Source organism: Kibdelosporangium banguiense, assembly GCF_017876405.1.
GTDB lineage: Bacteria > Actinomycetota > Actinomycetes > Mycobacteriales > Pseudonocardiaceae > Kibdelosporangium > Kibdelosporangium banguiense.
In genome coordinates this window covers 9,047,260-9,062,622 of sequence record NZ_JAGINW010000001.1, presented here as the reverse complement: position 1 = coordinate 9,062,622, position 15,363 = coordinate 9,047,260, and the positions used below count along the sequence as shown (strand labels likewise).

10 protein-coding genes are annotated in these 15,363 nt (G+C 66.1%); 6 read left to right on the top strand and 4 right to left on the bottom strand.

What is annotated here, in order from left to right:
- Positions 1-197: 197 nt before the first annotated feature.
- From JOF56_RS41150 to JOF56_RS41125, 6 genes are all read left to right on the top strand, one after another.
- Positions 198-701 (top strand): GNAT family N-acetyltransferase, encoded by a 504-nt coding sequence (locus JOF56_RS41150; RefSeq protein ID WP_209645011.1) that lies wholly within the window; start codon positions 198-200, stop codon positions 699-701.
- A 71-nt stretch (positions 702-772) separates the two neighbouring features.
- A complete protein-coding gene (locus JOF56_RS41145; protein WP_209645010.1) occupies positions 773-1,564 on the top strand; it encodes a LuxR C-terminal-related transcriptional regulator in 792 nt (263 codons plus the stop codon).
- 70 nt (positions 1,565-1,634) lie between these two features.
- Positions 1,635-2,969: an FAD-binding oxidoreductase gene (locus JOF56_RS41140; protein ID WP_209645009.1), complete on the top strand. Its 1,335-nt coding sequence runs from the start codon at positions 1,635-1,637 to the stop codon at positions 2,967-2,969.
- A gap of 59 nt (positions 2,970-3,028) precedes the next feature.
- Positions 3,029-4,318, top strand: coding sequence for a cytochrome P450 (locus tag JOF56_RS41135; protein WP_209645008.1), 1,290 nt, complete (start codon positions 3,029-3,031; stop codon positions 4,316-4,318).
- A complete protein-coding gene (locus tag JOF56_RS41130) occupies positions 4,315-9,987 on the top strand; it encodes a type I polyketide synthase (RefSeq protein WP_209645007.1) in 5,673 nt (1,890 codons plus the stop codon). The genes JOF56_RS41135 and JOF56_RS41130 overlap by 4 nt, the downstream gene beginning before the upstream one ends.
- Positions 9,984-10,418 (top strand): acyl-CoA thioesterase, encoded by a 435-nt coding sequence (locus JOF56_RS41125; protein WP_209645006.1) that lies wholly within the window; start codon positions 9,984-9,986, stop codon positions 10,416-10,418. The genes JOF56_RS41130 and JOF56_RS41125 overlap by 4 nt, the downstream gene beginning before the upstream one ends.
- Before the next feature lie 3 nt (positions 10,419-10,421).
- Here JOF56_RS41125 and JOF56_RS41120 read toward each other — a convergent pair whose 3' ends face one another.
- Genes JOF56_RS41120 through JOF56_RS41105 form a run of 4 tightly spaced genes read right to left on the bottom strand, consistent with a single transcriptional unit; the run spans position 10,422 to position 15,286 of the window.
- Positions 10,422-12,287, bottom strand: a complete 1,866-nt coding sequence (locus JOF56_RS41120; protein ID WP_209645005.1) for a Xaa-Pro dipeptidyl-peptidase — start codon at positions 12,285-12,287, stop codon at positions 10,422-10,424.
- Positions 12,288-12,303: 16 nt separating this feature from the next.
- Positions 12,304-12,798, bottom strand: a complete 495-nt coding sequence (locus tag JOF56_RS41115) for a TlpA family protein disulfide reductase (RefSeq protein ID WP_209645004.1) — start codon at positions 12,796-12,798, stop codon at positions 12,304-12,306.
- A complete protein-coding gene (locus tag JOF56_RS41110) occupies positions 12,795-13,211 on the bottom strand; it encodes a hypothetical protein (protein ID WP_209645003.1) in 417 nt (138 codons plus the stop codon). Before JOF56_RS41110 ends, JOF56_RS41115 begins: the two co-directional genes overlap by 4 nt.
- A complete protein-coding gene (locus JOF56_RS41105) occupies positions 13,211-15,286 on the bottom strand; it encodes a peptidase M6 (protein ID WP_209645002.1) in 2,076 nt (691 codons plus the stop codon). The genes JOF56_RS41110 and JOF56_RS41105 overlap by 1 nt, the downstream gene beginning before the upstream one ends.
- Positions 15,287-15,363: the final 77 nt, after the last annotated feature.

The window sequence follows — 15,363 nt, the reverse complement described above, 5'->3', positions numbered from 1 at the left end:
ACGCCACCACCCCGATCCGACACCGCCTCCCGGATTTCTTTCAAGATCTTTTCGAGCCGGTGGGCGACATGCGGATACCCTCGATTCAGGGATGGCGCCGCTTGTTGCGCGGACCGGACTGCTCGGCTGAGCCGCCAGTCGCGCCAACACCGCCCTTACGTTGCCGTTTTACGCCGCCTGAGTGGGACGATGCGGGCATGTCGCGGGCGCCTGTTCTGGACACTCTGCAGACCGATCGACTCATCCTTCGGCGTCGTCGAGTGGACGAGGCCGCTGTCTATCGTGAGTTGTGGGCTGAGCGGGATCTGCGGGTGCCGTCGCATCGGCGGGTAGATGCGGAGGGCCGGCCGACCTTGGAGGACATCGCCGCGGAGGTGCGTGCGGATTCGGGGCTGCTGGCGGTGAAGCGGAAGGGCACCGCCGATGTCATCGGGTATTGCGGGCTGATCCTTGATGGCGACGAGCCTGAGTTGGCCTTTGAGTTGCTGCGGGTGGTTCATGGTTGCGGTTACGCGACTGAAGCGGGCCGGGCCGTGGTCACCTGGGCGAGCGAGGCAGGCTATCGGCGGCTGCGGGCGACGGTCTGGCACTGGAATGTCGCGTCGCGCCGGGTCCTGGAGAAGCTCGGGTTCCGTGAAACGGGCCGGGTGGAGCCCGACTCCGTGCACGGTCACACTTTGCTCACCGTAAGAGAGTTGTGAACGGTCGAGGATCAGGCCGACACGCCCAGTAGAGTTGAACATATGTTCGATTTCTCTAGTAGGGTTTCGGCGTGACGCCGTCTCGCTTGGTGACCGCCGCCGCGTGCGGCGGTGATGTGGCGCGGCGTTTTGCACGCAATTCTACGAAAAGGGCAGGAAGTATGGGGATTCGTGTTCTTCTCTGTGATGAGCAGCCGTTGGTTCGTGCGGGCCTGCGGACGATTCTTGCGCGTGAGCCGGATTTGGAGGTGGTAGGCGAGTTTGCGGACGGGAATTCCGCCTCGGATTCTGTTTCGGCGCTCAGTCCGGCTGTTGTTGTGGCCGATGTTGCCGGGCTTACCGGTCCGGGTGGCCGGGCGACGGGTCAGCTGGTCGATTCCGCCCTTAATCATTCTGTGCCGGTGGTTGTGCTGGCGGAGAAGAATGACATCAATTGTGCTGTCATGGCGTTACGGGCCGGTGCGCGTGGGTTTCTGCTGAAGGAGGATCCGCCGGAGCAGATCGCTTACGGTGTGCGGGCGGCCGCGGCTGGGAAGGCGTTGCTCTCGCCTGCTGTGACCAGCAACTTCATCGCCGAGGTCACCGGTGGCGGCACCGCTGGGAGAAGGCAGGCGCCGGATTTGCTGGCCGCGCTGACTCCCCGTGAACTGGAAGTGCTTCAGCTGCTCGCCACCGGTACGACGGTCGGGAACATCGCCAAGACGCTCTTTGTCGCCGAGGTGACGGTCCGGTCCCACATTCACCATATTCTCCGGAAACTCGGCCTGGAACGTTCGTTCCAGGCGGTCGCGCTCGCCTACTACACGGGTCTGGTGCACCCCGCCTCGGTTGTCAACAACTGTGGAGGCGATTTCCACTATTGATTGACGACCGCCAGGTCATGGTCTCGATAGCGTCGGGTCGGTAAGCGCGAGCCACGCACTGGGGGGACTTATGCCTGCGGACCATGACCGTGCCGTCGAGGTGCTGCGGCAGAACTACCGCGCCCTCCCGGATGGGGCATCGATCCGGCTCGCCAAGCCCACCTCCAACCTCTTCCGGCCCCGCGCCCGGCCGCACGGGGCCGGGCTCGACGTGAGCGGCTTCGACCAGGTGCTCAGCATCGATCCGCAAGCCCGTACAGCGGACGTGCAGGGCATGGTCACGTACGCGAACCTCACCGAGGCGACACTGGCGCACGGCCTGCTCCCGCCGGTTGTCCTCGACTTCAAGACGATCACGTTGGGCGGCGCGGCCGTCGGCCTTGGCGCGGAGTCCTCATCGTTCCGCGCAGGCCTGCCCCATGATCCGGTCACCGAGATGGAAATCCTCACCGGTGACGGGCGCGTCGTGGTGGCGACGAGCGACAACGAGCACGCCGACCTCTTCCACGGTTTCCCGCATTCGTACGCCTCGCTCGGTTACGCCCTCCGGCTCAAGATCGACCTGGAACCGGCGAAGCCCTATGTGCGGCTGAAACACATGCGGCTGAAGTCTGTTGCCGCGTGGACCGAGGCGATGACTCAGGCCTGCGCCGACGAGCGGGCCGACTTCGTGGACGGTGTGTATTTCGGGCCTGGCAACGTATGCCTGACTCTCGGCACGTTCACCGACGAGACTCCGTACCTCTCCGGCTACACCGGCAAACAGATCTACTACCGGTCGATCGGGCGACGCGAAGAGGACTATCTCACCGTCCGCGACTACTTGTGGCGTTGGGACACGGACATGTTCTGGACGTCACGGCTGTTCGGCCTGGAGAACCCGGTGCTGCGCAGGGTCGTCCCCGGCCGGGTCCGCACGAGCGAGAATCTTCGCCGGCTGATGATGTACGACCGGCGCCTGGGGCTGCTGAGCGGGATGAACCGGTTGCGCGGCAGGCGTTTGGAGTGGGTGCTGCAGGACGCCGACGTACCTGCCGAAGCCGTCGGGGACTTTCTGGACTTCTTCGACCGAGAGGTCGGCCTCAAACCGGTGTGGCTGTGCCCGATGCGTGTCCGGCGGGAAATGTCGCTCTATCCGATGCAGCCCGGCCAACTCTGGGTCAGCGTCGGGTTCTGGGGCCCGGTGACGCTCCGGGCAGGACAGGCGCCCGACCACCACAACCGGTTGATCGAACGTGAGATCGCCGCACTGCACGGACTCAAACCGTTGTACTCCACCACGCACTACGACGAGGACGAGTTCTGGCAGCACTACCGCGGTGACGCCTACTGGAAGCTCAAGGACGTCTACGACCCCGATCGCAGGCTGCCGAGTCTCTACGAGAAATGCGTGCTGAGCCGTTGAAAGCGAGCGTGATGAGAACAAACGGGCGAAAGGCTCCCGGACCGGCAGGCTCGGTCGGAGTGCGCCGATACCGCGCCGACTCGGCCGGGCTGATGCAGCGACTGCACCGGGAATACGGGGATGTCACTCGGTTCCGGGTCGGTCCCTACGTCATGCACCAGGTCACGGACCCAGCGCTCATCAAGGACGTGCTGCACGACAACATCGGCACCTACCGGCGTGGCCGCGTGTTTCACGGGTTCGAGCTGTTCTTCGGCATCGGCACGATGACCACGGACGGCGAGCAGTGGCGCACACTCCGGACGGCAGGCCAGCCGTTCTACCGGACCGGCTTTCTCAACGAGAGTGTTCCGGTCATCGCAGGCACTGTGACCGAACTGCTGACCCGTTGGGACGGACTGGCCGCGCGAGGTGAGCCGGTCGACATCGTCCCGGAGATGATGCGGCTGGCGATGGGGGTCGTCAGTCGGGTCCTGTACGGCCATGACCTGACGCACCGCGCTGACGAACTCATCCCGGCGGGCCGGTTCGCGCTGTCGGCGATCTTCCCGGGCAGCCCCGAGTTGATCCTGCCCGGCTGGGTGCCGGGACCGCACCGGCGCAGGCTTCGGTGCGCTCAGGCGGCATTCGACAACGCGATGGATGAAGTGATCACCGCGCACGAGCACGGCCGGACACCGCCGGACCGTATGGCCGGCACACTGCACGCGGTGACCGACCCCGAGACCGGCCGGTCATTCAACCGGCAGCAGGTCCTGGACGAGTTGAAGACCCACTTCATCGCCGGGAACGAGACCACCGGATGCGGCCTGGCCTGGACTCTCTACGAGATCGCCCGGCATCCCGACGTGCACAGCAGGCTCTGTGCCGAACTCGACGACGTCCTCTGTGGACGAACGCCGGCCATGGCCGACCTGGCCAAGCTGCCGTACCTGCGGCAGGTGGTCAACGAATCACTGCGGCTGCATCCGCCGGTCCCGATGACGCCCCGCGAACCCGTGCACGACATCGAGCTCGGCGGCTACCGCATCCCGGCGGGCAGCACGATCTTCATGTCCCAGCACACCGTGCACCACGATCCCGCCCACTGGCCTGACCCTGACGTGTTCGACCCGGGCCGGTTCGATCCGGACCGTCCAGGCCCCGGCCGGTACACCTACTTCCCGTTCAGCGGCGGCCCCCGGCGGTGCATCGGCGCGCCGTTGGCCGAGATCGAGATCCAGATTGCCGTGGCCATGATCACCCAGCGTTATCGATTGAGCCCCTTGCCGCATCACCCCGTGGAGACCGACTCGATGATCTCGCTACGCCCCCGGCACGGAGTCGTCATGGCAGTGGAGGCGCGATGAGGGTCGCGATCATCGGCATGGCATGCCGTTATCCCGACGCCAAAACACCCACCGAGCTCTGGGAGAACGCACTGTCCCAGCGCCGGGCGTTCCGCCGGATGCCTGACGAACGCACGCGGCTCGCGGACTACTTCTCACCCGATCGGGCAGTGCCTGACCGGTTCTACGCGCCGAACGCCGCCCTCATCGAGGGCTACGAGTTCGACCGGGTGCGGTTCCGGATCGCCGGGAGCACCTACCGATCCACCGACCTGACGCACTGGCTCGCGCTGGACGTGGCTTCCCAGGCGTTGGCAGACGCGGGTTTCCCGGACGGTGCTGGGTTGCCGCGTAAGTCCACTGCCGTGATCATGGGCAACACCTTGACCGGTGAATTCACCCGCGCCAACGTGATGCGGCTGCGGTGGCCGTACGTGCAGCGCACTGTTGCGCAGACACTGCACGAGCTGGGCTGGGACGACGCTCAGCGGGCCTCGATTCTGGGTGCGCTGGAGAAGACCTACAAGGCTCCGTTCCCTGCGGTTGACGAGGACACACTCGCCGGCGGTCTGTCCAACACCATCGCCGGCCGGATCTGCAACTACTTCGACCTGGGCGGCGGCGGGTACACAGTGGACGGTGCCTGTTCGTCGTCGTTGCTGTCGGTCACCCATGCGTGCAAGGCACTTGTGGACGGGGACGCGGATATCGCCGTCGCGGGCGGGGTCGATCTCAGCCTCGACCCGTTCGAGCTCGTGGGGTTCGCGAAGACCGGCGCCCTCGCCCAGGACGAAATGCGGGTGTATGACCGCAGGTCCGCCGGGTTCTGGCCGGGGGAGGGATGCGGCGTGCTCGTCCTGGCCCGCGAGGACGACGCACGTGCTCGCGGTGACCGTATCTACGCTCTCATCCCCGGATGGGGCATTTCGTCCGACGGCAAAGGCGGCATCACCCGGCCTGAGGTCGACGGCCAACGCCTCGCTATGGAACGTGCCTACACCAGAGCAGGTTTCGGTCCGGACACCGTCGGTTACTTCGAGGGACACGGCACCGGTACACCGGTTGGCGACGCGTGCGAGATCCAGGCGATCTCAGCGGTCCGGCTGGCCGCGAACGCCTCCGCCACGCGCGCCGTGCTGGGCTCGATCAAGGCGAACATCGGTCACACGAAGGCGGCTGCGGGCGTGGCCGGGCTGATCAAAGCCACCATGGCGATCCACCAGCAGATGATCCCGCCCGCGACCGGGTGCGCTGACCCGAATCCCGGCCTGAACGGCCCCGGTTCGGCGGTCCGGGTGACCGGCAGTCCCGAAGCATGGCCGGTGGATCAGCCCATCCGGGCCGGAGTGTCCTCGATGGGCTTCGGCGGGATCAACACCCACGTCGCGCTCGAGCACCCTGGCAGCCCACGTCGGACCGAGCCGCAGGCCCGCGTTCGTGCGCTTGCCCGTTCAGCACAGGACGCTGAGTTGCTGCTGTTCGACGCTTCTTCTCTTGCCGAGCTGCGTGAGAAAGTCGTTGCCACGGCTGAACTCGTGTCCCAGCTCGCGTACGCCGAGTTGGCTGATCTGGCTGCCCGCCTGCAAGCAGAGGTGGAGGGTCGGCCCGTGCGTGCGGCCGTCGTCGCGGCGAGTCCCGGTGTGGCTGGGCAGCGCCTGACCAAACTGTCGGAGTTGATCGAAGCCGGTGCGCAGAATGTCTTTGACGCCAACGGCATCTTCTGCGGTAATGGAGTGCGGGTGCCCCGGATTGTGTTCGCGTTTCCCGGACAAGGATCCGGGCGTTCCACTTCGGACAGTGCGGTGCGGCGGCGGTTCGATGACGTCGACCGGTTCCTTTCGGCTCAGGTTCTCCCGGTCGCGGAAAACCCGGTAGCCACAGAGGTTGTGCAGCCGCACGTTGCCGCGTCCAGTGCAGGGGCGTTGCTGGCGCTGCAACAGCTGGGCATCAGCGCCGAGGTGGCTCTCGGGCACAGCCTTGGCGAGCTCACGGCGTTGCATTGGGCTGGTGTCATGGACGATGCAACGCTGGTGCGAATCGCTGCGGAGCGTGGCCGCATCATGGCTGGGACGAGCCGTGAAGCTGGTGCGATGGCGAGCATCGAGGCTACTTCCGTTGAGACGGCGCCACTGCTCGGGGAGCGGCCCGTGGTGATCGCCGGGCTGAACGCCCCGCGCCAGACGGTAGTGTCCGGCCCTGCTGCTGCGGTCGCTGAGGTGATCGCGGACGCGGAACGTGCCGGGCTCCGGGCCACCCGGCTGCCGGTCTCTCACGCCTTTCACTCACCGTTGGTCGCTGAGGCAGCCGGCACCTTCGCGGAATTCATCGGCACACAACAGTTCAAGCCGTTGCGAAACCGTGTTGTCTCGACCGTGACCGGTGCAGAGCTCGTTGCGGACGCTGACCTGGTGGAGCTGCTGGAGCGGCAGATCACCGAACCGGTCCGGTTCGTCGAGGCAGTGACCGAGGCCGCCGTCGACGCCGACCTGATCATCGAGGTCGGCCCCGGCCATGTGCTGTCCGGGCTGGTGCGTGAAACCGTGCCGGTCCCGGTGGTGGCGATGGACTCCGACAGTCCGTCGATCGAGGGACTGCTGCGAGTCGCGGCTGCCGCGTACGCACTCGGCGCTCCGGTCCGTCATGCGGGATTGTTCGAAGGCCGTCACGTCAAACAGCTGCCTAACCCGATCCGGCTGTTCGCCAACCCGTGTGAGACAGGCGTTTCCGACGAGGTGATTCCGGTCCCGGATGTCGTTGCTCCGCAACCGGTTGAGCCGGAAGGAAAGGCAGGTGACGGCCTCGACCTGATCCGCGGGCTCGCCGCCGAACGGGCCGAGCTGCCCGTCGAGTCGGTCCACCCGGACAGCAGGCTCCTGGACGAGCTGCACCTCAGCTCGATCACCGTCGGCCAGATCGTCAACGACGCCATCCGGGTGCTGGGCCTGCCACAGCCCGCGGCACCGCTGAACTTCGCGACCGCCACGGTCCGCGAGATCGCGGAGGCGGTCGCCGAGCTGGCCGGAGACCCCGATTCCAGCGCCTCGGAACAGGTTGTCGGTGTGGTCCCGTGGATTCGAGCGTTCCAGATCGAGCTGATCGAGGAGCCCCTTGTCCCGTCTGGGAGCAGTTCCGAGAGCGGCAGTTGGCAGCTGTTCGCACCCCACGGGCATCCGATCGCCGAGCAGCTTCGCGACGAGCTGCAAGCCGCAGGAGTCGGTGGGGGAGTGCTGGCCTGCCCGTCCGATGTAGATCCTGATCTGGAATTGGTCTTGGCCGCGGCCAAGACCACGCCGGCGGAACGTTTCGTTCTTGTCCACCATGGTGCCACCGGCGGCGGTGCCGCGATGGCGAAGACACTGTTCCTGGAAACCGGTGTCACCACCTGTGTCATTGATGCGCCGCCGATTCGGCAGGCAGTGCCGTGGATCGTCGCCGAGGTCTCCGCCGCGACCGGTTTCGCCGAGATCCACTATGACGCGACGGGAACTCGCAGGCGCCCGGTGTTGCAGCCGGTGCCGGAGCGGACCGGTCCACGTGAGCTGCCGCTCAGCGAGCAGGATGTCCTGCTGGTGACCGGTGGGGGCAAAGGGATCACAGCAGAGTGCGCGTTGAATCTCGCTGTGGAGACCGGGGCCCGTGTCGCCCTGCTTGGCCGTTCGGACCCGGCGCAGGACACCGAGCTCGCCGCGAACCTCGACCGGTTTGCTGCGGCTGGTGTCGACTTCCGGTACCTGCGCGCCGATGTGACTGTCGGATCGGACGTGCACGCTGCTGTCGCTTCCGTGCAGGCCGCATTCGGCACGATCACCGCTGTGCTGCACGGCGCCGGCCGGAATGTGCCGCGCAAACTGGCGGACCTGGACGAGCAGGAACTGCGGGAGACACTCGCGCCGAAGATCGGCGGGCTGCATGCAGTGCTCGATGCCGTCGACCCCAAGGCATTACGGCTTCTGGTCACGTTCGGCAGCATCATCGGCCGCGCCGGGCTCGCCGGTGAGGCTCACTACGCCGCGGCCAACGCTGCGGTGACTGAGGCGACTGTTCGGTTCGGCGGGCAGTATCCGGACTGCCGTTGTCTCGCGCTCGAGTGGAGTGTCTGGTCCGGCGTCGGCATGGGCGAACGCCTTGGCGTGGTTGAGTCATTGCGGCGCAACGGGATTACGCCGATCTCCACCGACGAAGGGCTTGCTCTCTTCCGTGAGTTGCTCGCGAACCCAGGCACGCCTGACGTGTTGGTGGTGACAGGCCGGTTGACGGGCATGCCCACGGTCGAGGTGCGGCGACGGGAGTTGCCGCTGCTGCGATTCGTCGATCGCGTGCTTGTCGACCACCCGGACATAGAGCTGGTCACTGAGGCCGAGCTCACCACCGAGACCGATCCTTATCTTGCCGATCACATCCTCGACGGCGACCAGCTGTTTCCTGCGGTGCTGGGCATGGAGGCGATGGCCCAGGCAGCCGCCGCGGTAACCGGGCAGGACTGCATTCCCGCGATCGAGGACGCCGAGTTCCGGCGGCCGATCGTGGTGCCCGCGCACGGGTCGACCACGATCCGGGTGGCCGCGTTGGTGCGTTCACCGATGACGGTCGAAGTGGTGGTTCGCAGCTCGGAGACCGGCTTCCAGGTCGACCATTTCCGCGCGATCTGCCGGTTCCCACGCTCCGATCCGGACACAGATCAGGTCGCGCCTGCGAACCTGCCGCGAGTGCCGCTCGACCCCGCGAGCGAACTCTACGGCGGACCTCTGTTCCAAGGCAGGCGATTCCAGCGACTGCTCGGCTACAGGCAACTCAGTGCCACACAGTATGTCGTTGACGTCGCCGGAGTGGAGGGTGAGGAATGGTTCGGCATGTTCCTGCCCGGCCGTGTCCTGCTCGGCGACCCAGGTGCTCGCGACGTGTTCATGCAGGCGGTCCAAGGCTGCCGTCCGGACCAGCTGCTGCTTCCGGTCCGCATCGACCGCGTGCTGCCCACCGGACTCGGCGAGGCGGATGCCAAAAGGCTCACAGTTACCGGCGTGGAACGGGTTCGTGAATCAGACGCCATCGTCTGGGACGTCACGGTTCGCGACGACGCCGGCAAGGTCATCGAACTGTGGGAGGGCTTGCGGTTGCAGGTGATACGGAGCCACGGCGGCCTGTGGCCGGTTCCCTTGTTCGGTCCTTACCTGGAACGACACGTTGGAGACACACTGCGGATTGTCGTCGAGCCACAGGGCGACGCCGATCGTCCACAACAGACAAACACGGTGGTCAGCCGCGTGCTTGGGCGCGAGATTACGGTGCGGCACCGGCCAGATGGCAAGCCTGAGGTGCCTGGTGGCCATGAAGTTTCGGTCGCTCACGGCGCAGGCCTCACTGTCGCTGTGGCGGGCGAACAGGCGACCTGTGACGTGGAACCGATCGTGTCCCGGTCAGAGCAGGAATGGCGGGCGTTGCTCGGCGCCGACCGGTACGCCCTGGCCCAGCTCCTCGAACGGGAACACCACGAAGATCTCGCCGTGGCGGCCACAAGGCTTTGGTGCGCCTCGGAATGCGTGCAGAAAGCCGGCCGCCCGGTCGAGGAGCCGATCACATTGCTGAAATACGAGCCGTCAGGCTGGGCCTTGTTCCGCGCAGGCGATGCCCGTGTCGCCACCTACAGCAGCACCGCCCGTCAGGTCGTGTTCGCGGTGCGAGGCGGATCATGAAACTGATCGAGGACCACTACTTCGAGTGGCGGCACGTCGTGGCGTTCGGTGAGACCAACCTCGTCGGCAACGTCTACTACGCGCATTACGTGAACTGGCAGGGACAGTGCCGCGAGATGTTCCTTCGCGAGACCTGCCCCGAGATACTCGACGAGCTCCGATCCGGCTTGAAGATGTTCACGCTGAAAGCCGAATGCGAATACCTCAGCGAGATCACCGCGTTCGACGAGGTCACCCTACGGCTGGCGCTCGACGAACTCACCCAGACCCAGCTGGCGTTCGCATTCGACTACCTCGTGGCACGCGACGGGAAGCTCGAACTGATCGCCCGGGGACGCCAGCGCGTGGTCTGCATGCGGATGGAAAACGGCAGAGCAGTCCCCACCCGCGTTCCCGCGGCCCTGTGCCAGGCACTGAACCGGCTGCGGTGATGCTCACTTCAGACCGGCTCGTGCCGCGGCCGCCTGCCCACCCACGATGGGCAGCTCGATCAGGCTTCGGCGGGGTGAGATCGTGATCGTGGCGCGGTTCTGGTCGGCCTGGCTGCCGTAGTCGCGGTAGCTGCCGACAATGATCACGCCGACGCGGTGCCCGGCGGGAAAGACGTAGTCCTCGGGCAGCAGCGGGAAACCGACCTCGTACTGCCTGCCGCGCACCAGCGGGGTCGGCCTGCTGTAGTCGTTGATGTTCAGGCCGTCCACGATGCCCTTGGTCACGACTTCGCGGTCGGTCACCGCGACACGCTTGAACACCTCGCGGTAGCACGCTTCCTCGGTATAGCCGCCCCACACGGCAGTCTCGCCCCAACAGTCCTCCTTGGTACCGGTGACGACGCCGTCACCGGTGCGTTGGACCCGTTCCGCGGGTCCGTAGTCCACGAGGATCGCCCCGAAATTCGTGTCGACGTCGTTGACGGACGCCTGGAGATTGATCCTCGGCGTGCCGGAGATGTGCAGGGGCGTGGTGAGTGGTGCGGAGAGGTAGGCCAGCCGGTTCGGCTGGATCGCCGACTCGTTGCCGATCATGGTGGTTTCCCGCTGGAGCGGGTCGTCCCGGAAGCTCAACGCGGGTGCGGACGGCGGGTTCGGCCACACCGACAACGTCCCTGAGGGCGACAGCCACAAAGGGGTGGGGCGGGAGCCAGGCAGAGGCCAGTCGTTGGCGGTCTCCCACACGTCCGCCGCACGCTCGATGTCGACCATGGGCTCGCGCATGATGCCGTTGTCGACACCCTGGAGCCAGTAGTCGAACCACTTGTGGATCTCGTCGACCCAGGCCCCGCGCCGGAAGTCGAACGGGTCGATGTGCCCGGTCTGCGAGAGCCACAGCTTGCGGGGCACGTTGTTCTGGGCCAGGCCGTACCACCACTTGCTGAAGTGGTCCGGGCGGACGTTCTCGTCGTTCAGCCCGTGGACGACGAAGACGCTCGCACGGACCTTGCCCACGTCGCGGTTGTAATCGCGGACGTGCCAGAACGGGGTGTAGTCGCCGGATTCGTCGCCGTCGTTGGCAGACAACCGGTCGCGGACCGGCGCGCAGTGGTTCCTGCGGTCGGGGTTGGTGATGGTGTTGGCGAGGGAAGCCAGGTAGTTGTCGCCGCGCTGGATCACGCCGTTGCTGCGGGTGTAGTCGTAGTAGCTGGAGATCGCGCTGATCGGCACGATGGTCGTCAGCCCCTGCACACCGGACGCGGCGGTGCCGTTGGCGAGGGTGCCGTCGTAGGACTTGCCGATCAGGCCGGTCTTTCCGTTGTGCCAACCGGCCACGACCTCGCGCCCTGTTTTGTCGCGTGCGGTGGCGCGGGCGTTGAGCCAGTCGATCACCACCTTGGGTGACAGGTTGTCGGACTCCTCGTGGATCGTCGGGCAGCCGGTCGACTTGTTCGTCCCGATCATGTCCATGAGCACGACGGCGTAACCGCGGGGGACGAAGTAGTTGTCGTAGAACAGCGGCCACCGGTCCAGCAGGCCGTCGCCGTCGGCGTCGACCTTCAGCTCGGACTCGTTGCCACGGCCGAGAGTCGAGTAGTACGGGCTCGGATCCATGATGACCGGAACCTTCAGGCCTCGGTCGCTCGCGGCCGGACGCATGATGTCGACAGCGATGATGTCCAGCTTGCCGTCCACATCGGAGTCGTAGGGGGAGTCGACGAACACGCGCTCCCTGATCGCGTCGCCATAGCCGAAGACCGGTTGGGTGACGCCGTTTGCGACCACGATGCCGGGCGTTTCCGCGCTGGCCGTGCCGCCGAGGCTGATGGTCGCTGCCGTGGCCAGCACCACGCACCACACGACTCTCATCCTGTCTCCTGTCTGTTCAGGCCACGAGGAACTGCCGGATCTGCTTGTCCAACTCGGTCGTCCCGCCAGGCCAGCCGCGCACGAGCCGGCCGCCTTTGCTGATCAGTGCGATGAGCGGAGGCTCGTCGACGCGGTAGCGTCGCCAGATCTCCCCACTGGCGTCCAGGCCGACGGGGTAGTCGATGTCGTTGTCTCGCACGAACTTCGCAGCATCCGCACTGCTGGATTCGTGGCCGACACCGACGAACAGCACCGTGTCGCGGTACTCCTCGGAAAGGGCAGTGATGCCGGGCTGTTGCTGTGTACACAGCTGGCACCACGACTCGAAGAACACGAGCACCACCGGGCGGGTTTTCCACTGCTCGGCGAGGTCGAGAGTGGAGCCGTCCAGCAGTTTCAGCTGGAAAGCCGGTGCCGGCGGTGCCGTGGATGGTGCCGCTACGTATGTCACGGCACCCGAACAGCCGGTCAGCGCTAGAACGGTCGCCAGAGCGAGAACAGCGAGTCTCACGAGACCTTCACCTCGCCCACCACGCCAGGTTGCTCGCCGGGTTCGATGGGGATGCCCGCTTGCCGGTCGATGACCAGCTCGTGGCCTTCCGGCCTGGTCAATCCGTTGACGTGCAACGTCATCGCGCACATTGTCGGCTGGCGCATACCTTCGCGGAAGTCCACGTCCATCATCTTCTCCGCGGTGCCGTTGGGCAGTTCACCCCGGAACACCTCGACGCCTGCTCTGTCCTTGATGACGTAGCCGGTGTCGGCGTGCGCGTACCGGAACGGACCGGCGCCGTTGCATGGGTCGCCGAGCTGGCGCAGGTTTCCGTCCAGGACAAGCACCCGGAGTGTGCTGCCCTGGGCATCGTCGCTCGCGCACCCACTGAGGAGGAGCGCGGCGGCGAGGCCCCGCACCAAGGTTCTCATCACCGGGTTGTGTCGTCGACGTTGACCGTGCAGGGGAGAGAATGGGTGACGGTCGGGTTGCTTTCGGACTTGGCAGTCAGTGTGACGGTGGTGCTCTGGTCGGAGCCGGGGGTATGGGAGACGTAGACCGGGACGGTGACGGTGCGCCCGGCGGTGGCCGTGGTCAACGCGTTGTCCAGCTGGGCGGTCCAGCCCCGGCCACGGGAGGACACCGAGAGGCGGTAGACGTCATTGTCCAGTTTGGACGCGACGTTCGTGCTGGTGTGGCCTGCTGTGTTCGTGGCGGCCTGGCCGGTGTTGGTGAGCGGGAACGAGCACTTCGCGGCCTGTCCCGGTTGCACGCTGCTGACCGTCGGCCTGCCGAGCCGGACGCCACGGCGTTGCGGCCCGGAGCCGTCGAGGGATCGCACGGCCAGGGTGTAGGAGAGGACGCCGTTGCCGTCGCGGCGGATGCCGATGACGTAGAAGTGCAGGCGGTTGGCCTGGTCGACCCATTCGTAGGCTGAGCCGGAGTTCAGGCCTGCGCGGAAGGTCGCGTCATTGAGCTGGCGGTGGTCGGCGATGGAGGCCATGACAGGGGTGCCGTCAGGGCGGTAGAAGTCGACCAGCCCGATGTCTCCCGGGTTGGCATCGACAACCCAGTTGAAGCAGTTGTAGCCGCAGGTGTTGCTTTCGGCGGTCTTGTTCTTGGCGATGACGACGCCGTTGTCCGGGGTGAACGAGTCGAAACCCATCCGGCCGACGACTTCGAGGGTGTAGTGGTCCCAGCCGGTGTTGCCGTGGCAGAACGGATCAGTGTTGATGTTGCAGTCAGGAGTGCGGTCGGGTCGCCCCGCACCGTCGAGCCGGACCTTGATGCCGGATGTCCCGCCAAACCCTGGATCGACGGCGCGGGCCGTAACGGTGTCGACGACGAGTCCAGTGCGCGCAAGGGCTTCACGGCTGATGTCGAGAACGTTGGCCGTCGGCACGATGCCGGCGTGGATCTTGTTGCGCAGCATCAGCCCGGCAGGTGACCAGCCGCCCATGTTCGGCGGGATCACCCAGCGCATGTGATGGCCGCCCGGACCGTTGAACGAACCGCGGTCCATCATGTCCCACGGCGCGGAACCCACCCGGTGGAACGGGCTGGGCGGGTTCTGGCGGTCGGAGAACGGATTGTTGTTGTTGTCGCCGATATTGAAGAAGTAGTGCCCCATCTCGTGGGTGATGGTCCCCGAGCTCTCCGCCTGCCGGATGGACGAAAGGCCCCATTGCTGCGCGGCTGCGCGCCAGGATGTCCACTCGACGTACCGGGTGGGGGCCCAGTTCGGCATCGTGTTGTCCGGGTCGACCGACGCGGGCGGACCCCACGCGTCGGGGATGTCCTCCTTGCGGTTGAACATCATCTCGCCGTACTCCTGCCAGATACTGGTCTCGTCGTATCCGGCGTAGACCCGCAGGACCACGTCGTAGCCGCATCGGCTGTCCGGGCACGGGATGCCACGCGCGGCGAGGTCGGCCTTCCAGCCCGTGTCGGCGTCGCGGTCGAGATTCCCGTCGCAGGTGAAGCCTTTCGGGCAGGCCGCGGTCTGCCCCCACTCGTTGAGGCCGTACTCGAACAGGTTGCGGGGGAGCCGGTAGGCGCCGAAGACATCCATCTTGCCGACACCGAGCTTGCCGCGGCTCTGCTCCATCCAGTACTCGTGGATGGTCCGGCCGTGGTTGTACTGGTTCGGGATCATGTAGTAGTCGTGGTAGAACTTCGGCACGTCCGCGCGGGGGATCGGGTCGATCTGCGGGTTGCCGAACAGGTCGCTCTGCTTGGGCTGCGTGATCACGAACGGCTGGTCGGGGAAGTCGACGGCCACCAGGGCGATCCGCAGGCCGCGCTCACTGGGCCGGGCGTTCGGGTCGTTCCATTTCGTGCCGGGGATGTTCTTCCAGTCCGCCCACGTCATGTCGTACTGGTTCTGCCAGTGCTGGGGATCGATCGGAGCCACTTCGAAGCGTGCCGGGTTCCCAGTGGCCGTGCCCGGCACCGATCCGGCCACCAGCGCGGCGACGGTGAGAACAAGAACGCCTGTCAACCTCATCGCACACACGCTCCTTCGGGACTTGCCGACGGACGGTGACATGTAAAATACGACATTGCACTTACTGGCGGCACCAA

Excerpts from the sequence above, each read along its gene's own strand:
- JOF56_RS41125 (WP_209645006.1), top strand. The coding sequence starts at position 9,984 with ATGAAACTGATCGAGGACCACTACTTCGAGTGGCGGCACGTCGTGGCG.
- JOF56_RS41150 (WP_209645011.1), top strand. The coding sequence starts at position 198 with ATGTCGCGGGCGCCTGTTCTGGACACTCTGCAGACCGATCGACTCATC.
- JOF56_RS41120 (WP_209645005.1), bottom strand. The coding sequence starts at position 12,287 with ATGAGAGTCGTGTGGTGCGTGGTGCTGGCCACGGCAGCGACCATCAGC.
- JOF56_RS41105 (WP_209645002.1), bottom strand. The coding sequence starts at position 15,286 with ATGAGGTTGACAGGCGTTCTTGTTCTCACCGTCGCCGCGCTGGTGGCC.
- JOF56_RS41140 (WP_209645009.1), top strand. The coding sequence starts at position 1,635 with ATGCCTGCGGACCATGACCGTGCCGTCGAGGTGCTGCGGCAGAACTAC.
- JOF56_RS41130 (WP_209645007.1), top strand. The coding sequence starts at position 4,315 with ATGAGGGTCGCGATCATCGGCATGGCATGCCGTTATCCCGACGCCAAA.
- JOF56_RS41110 (WP_209645003.1), bottom strand. The coding sequence starts at position 13,211 with ATGAGAACCTTGGTGCGGGGCCTCGCCGCCGCGCTCCTCCTCAGTGGG.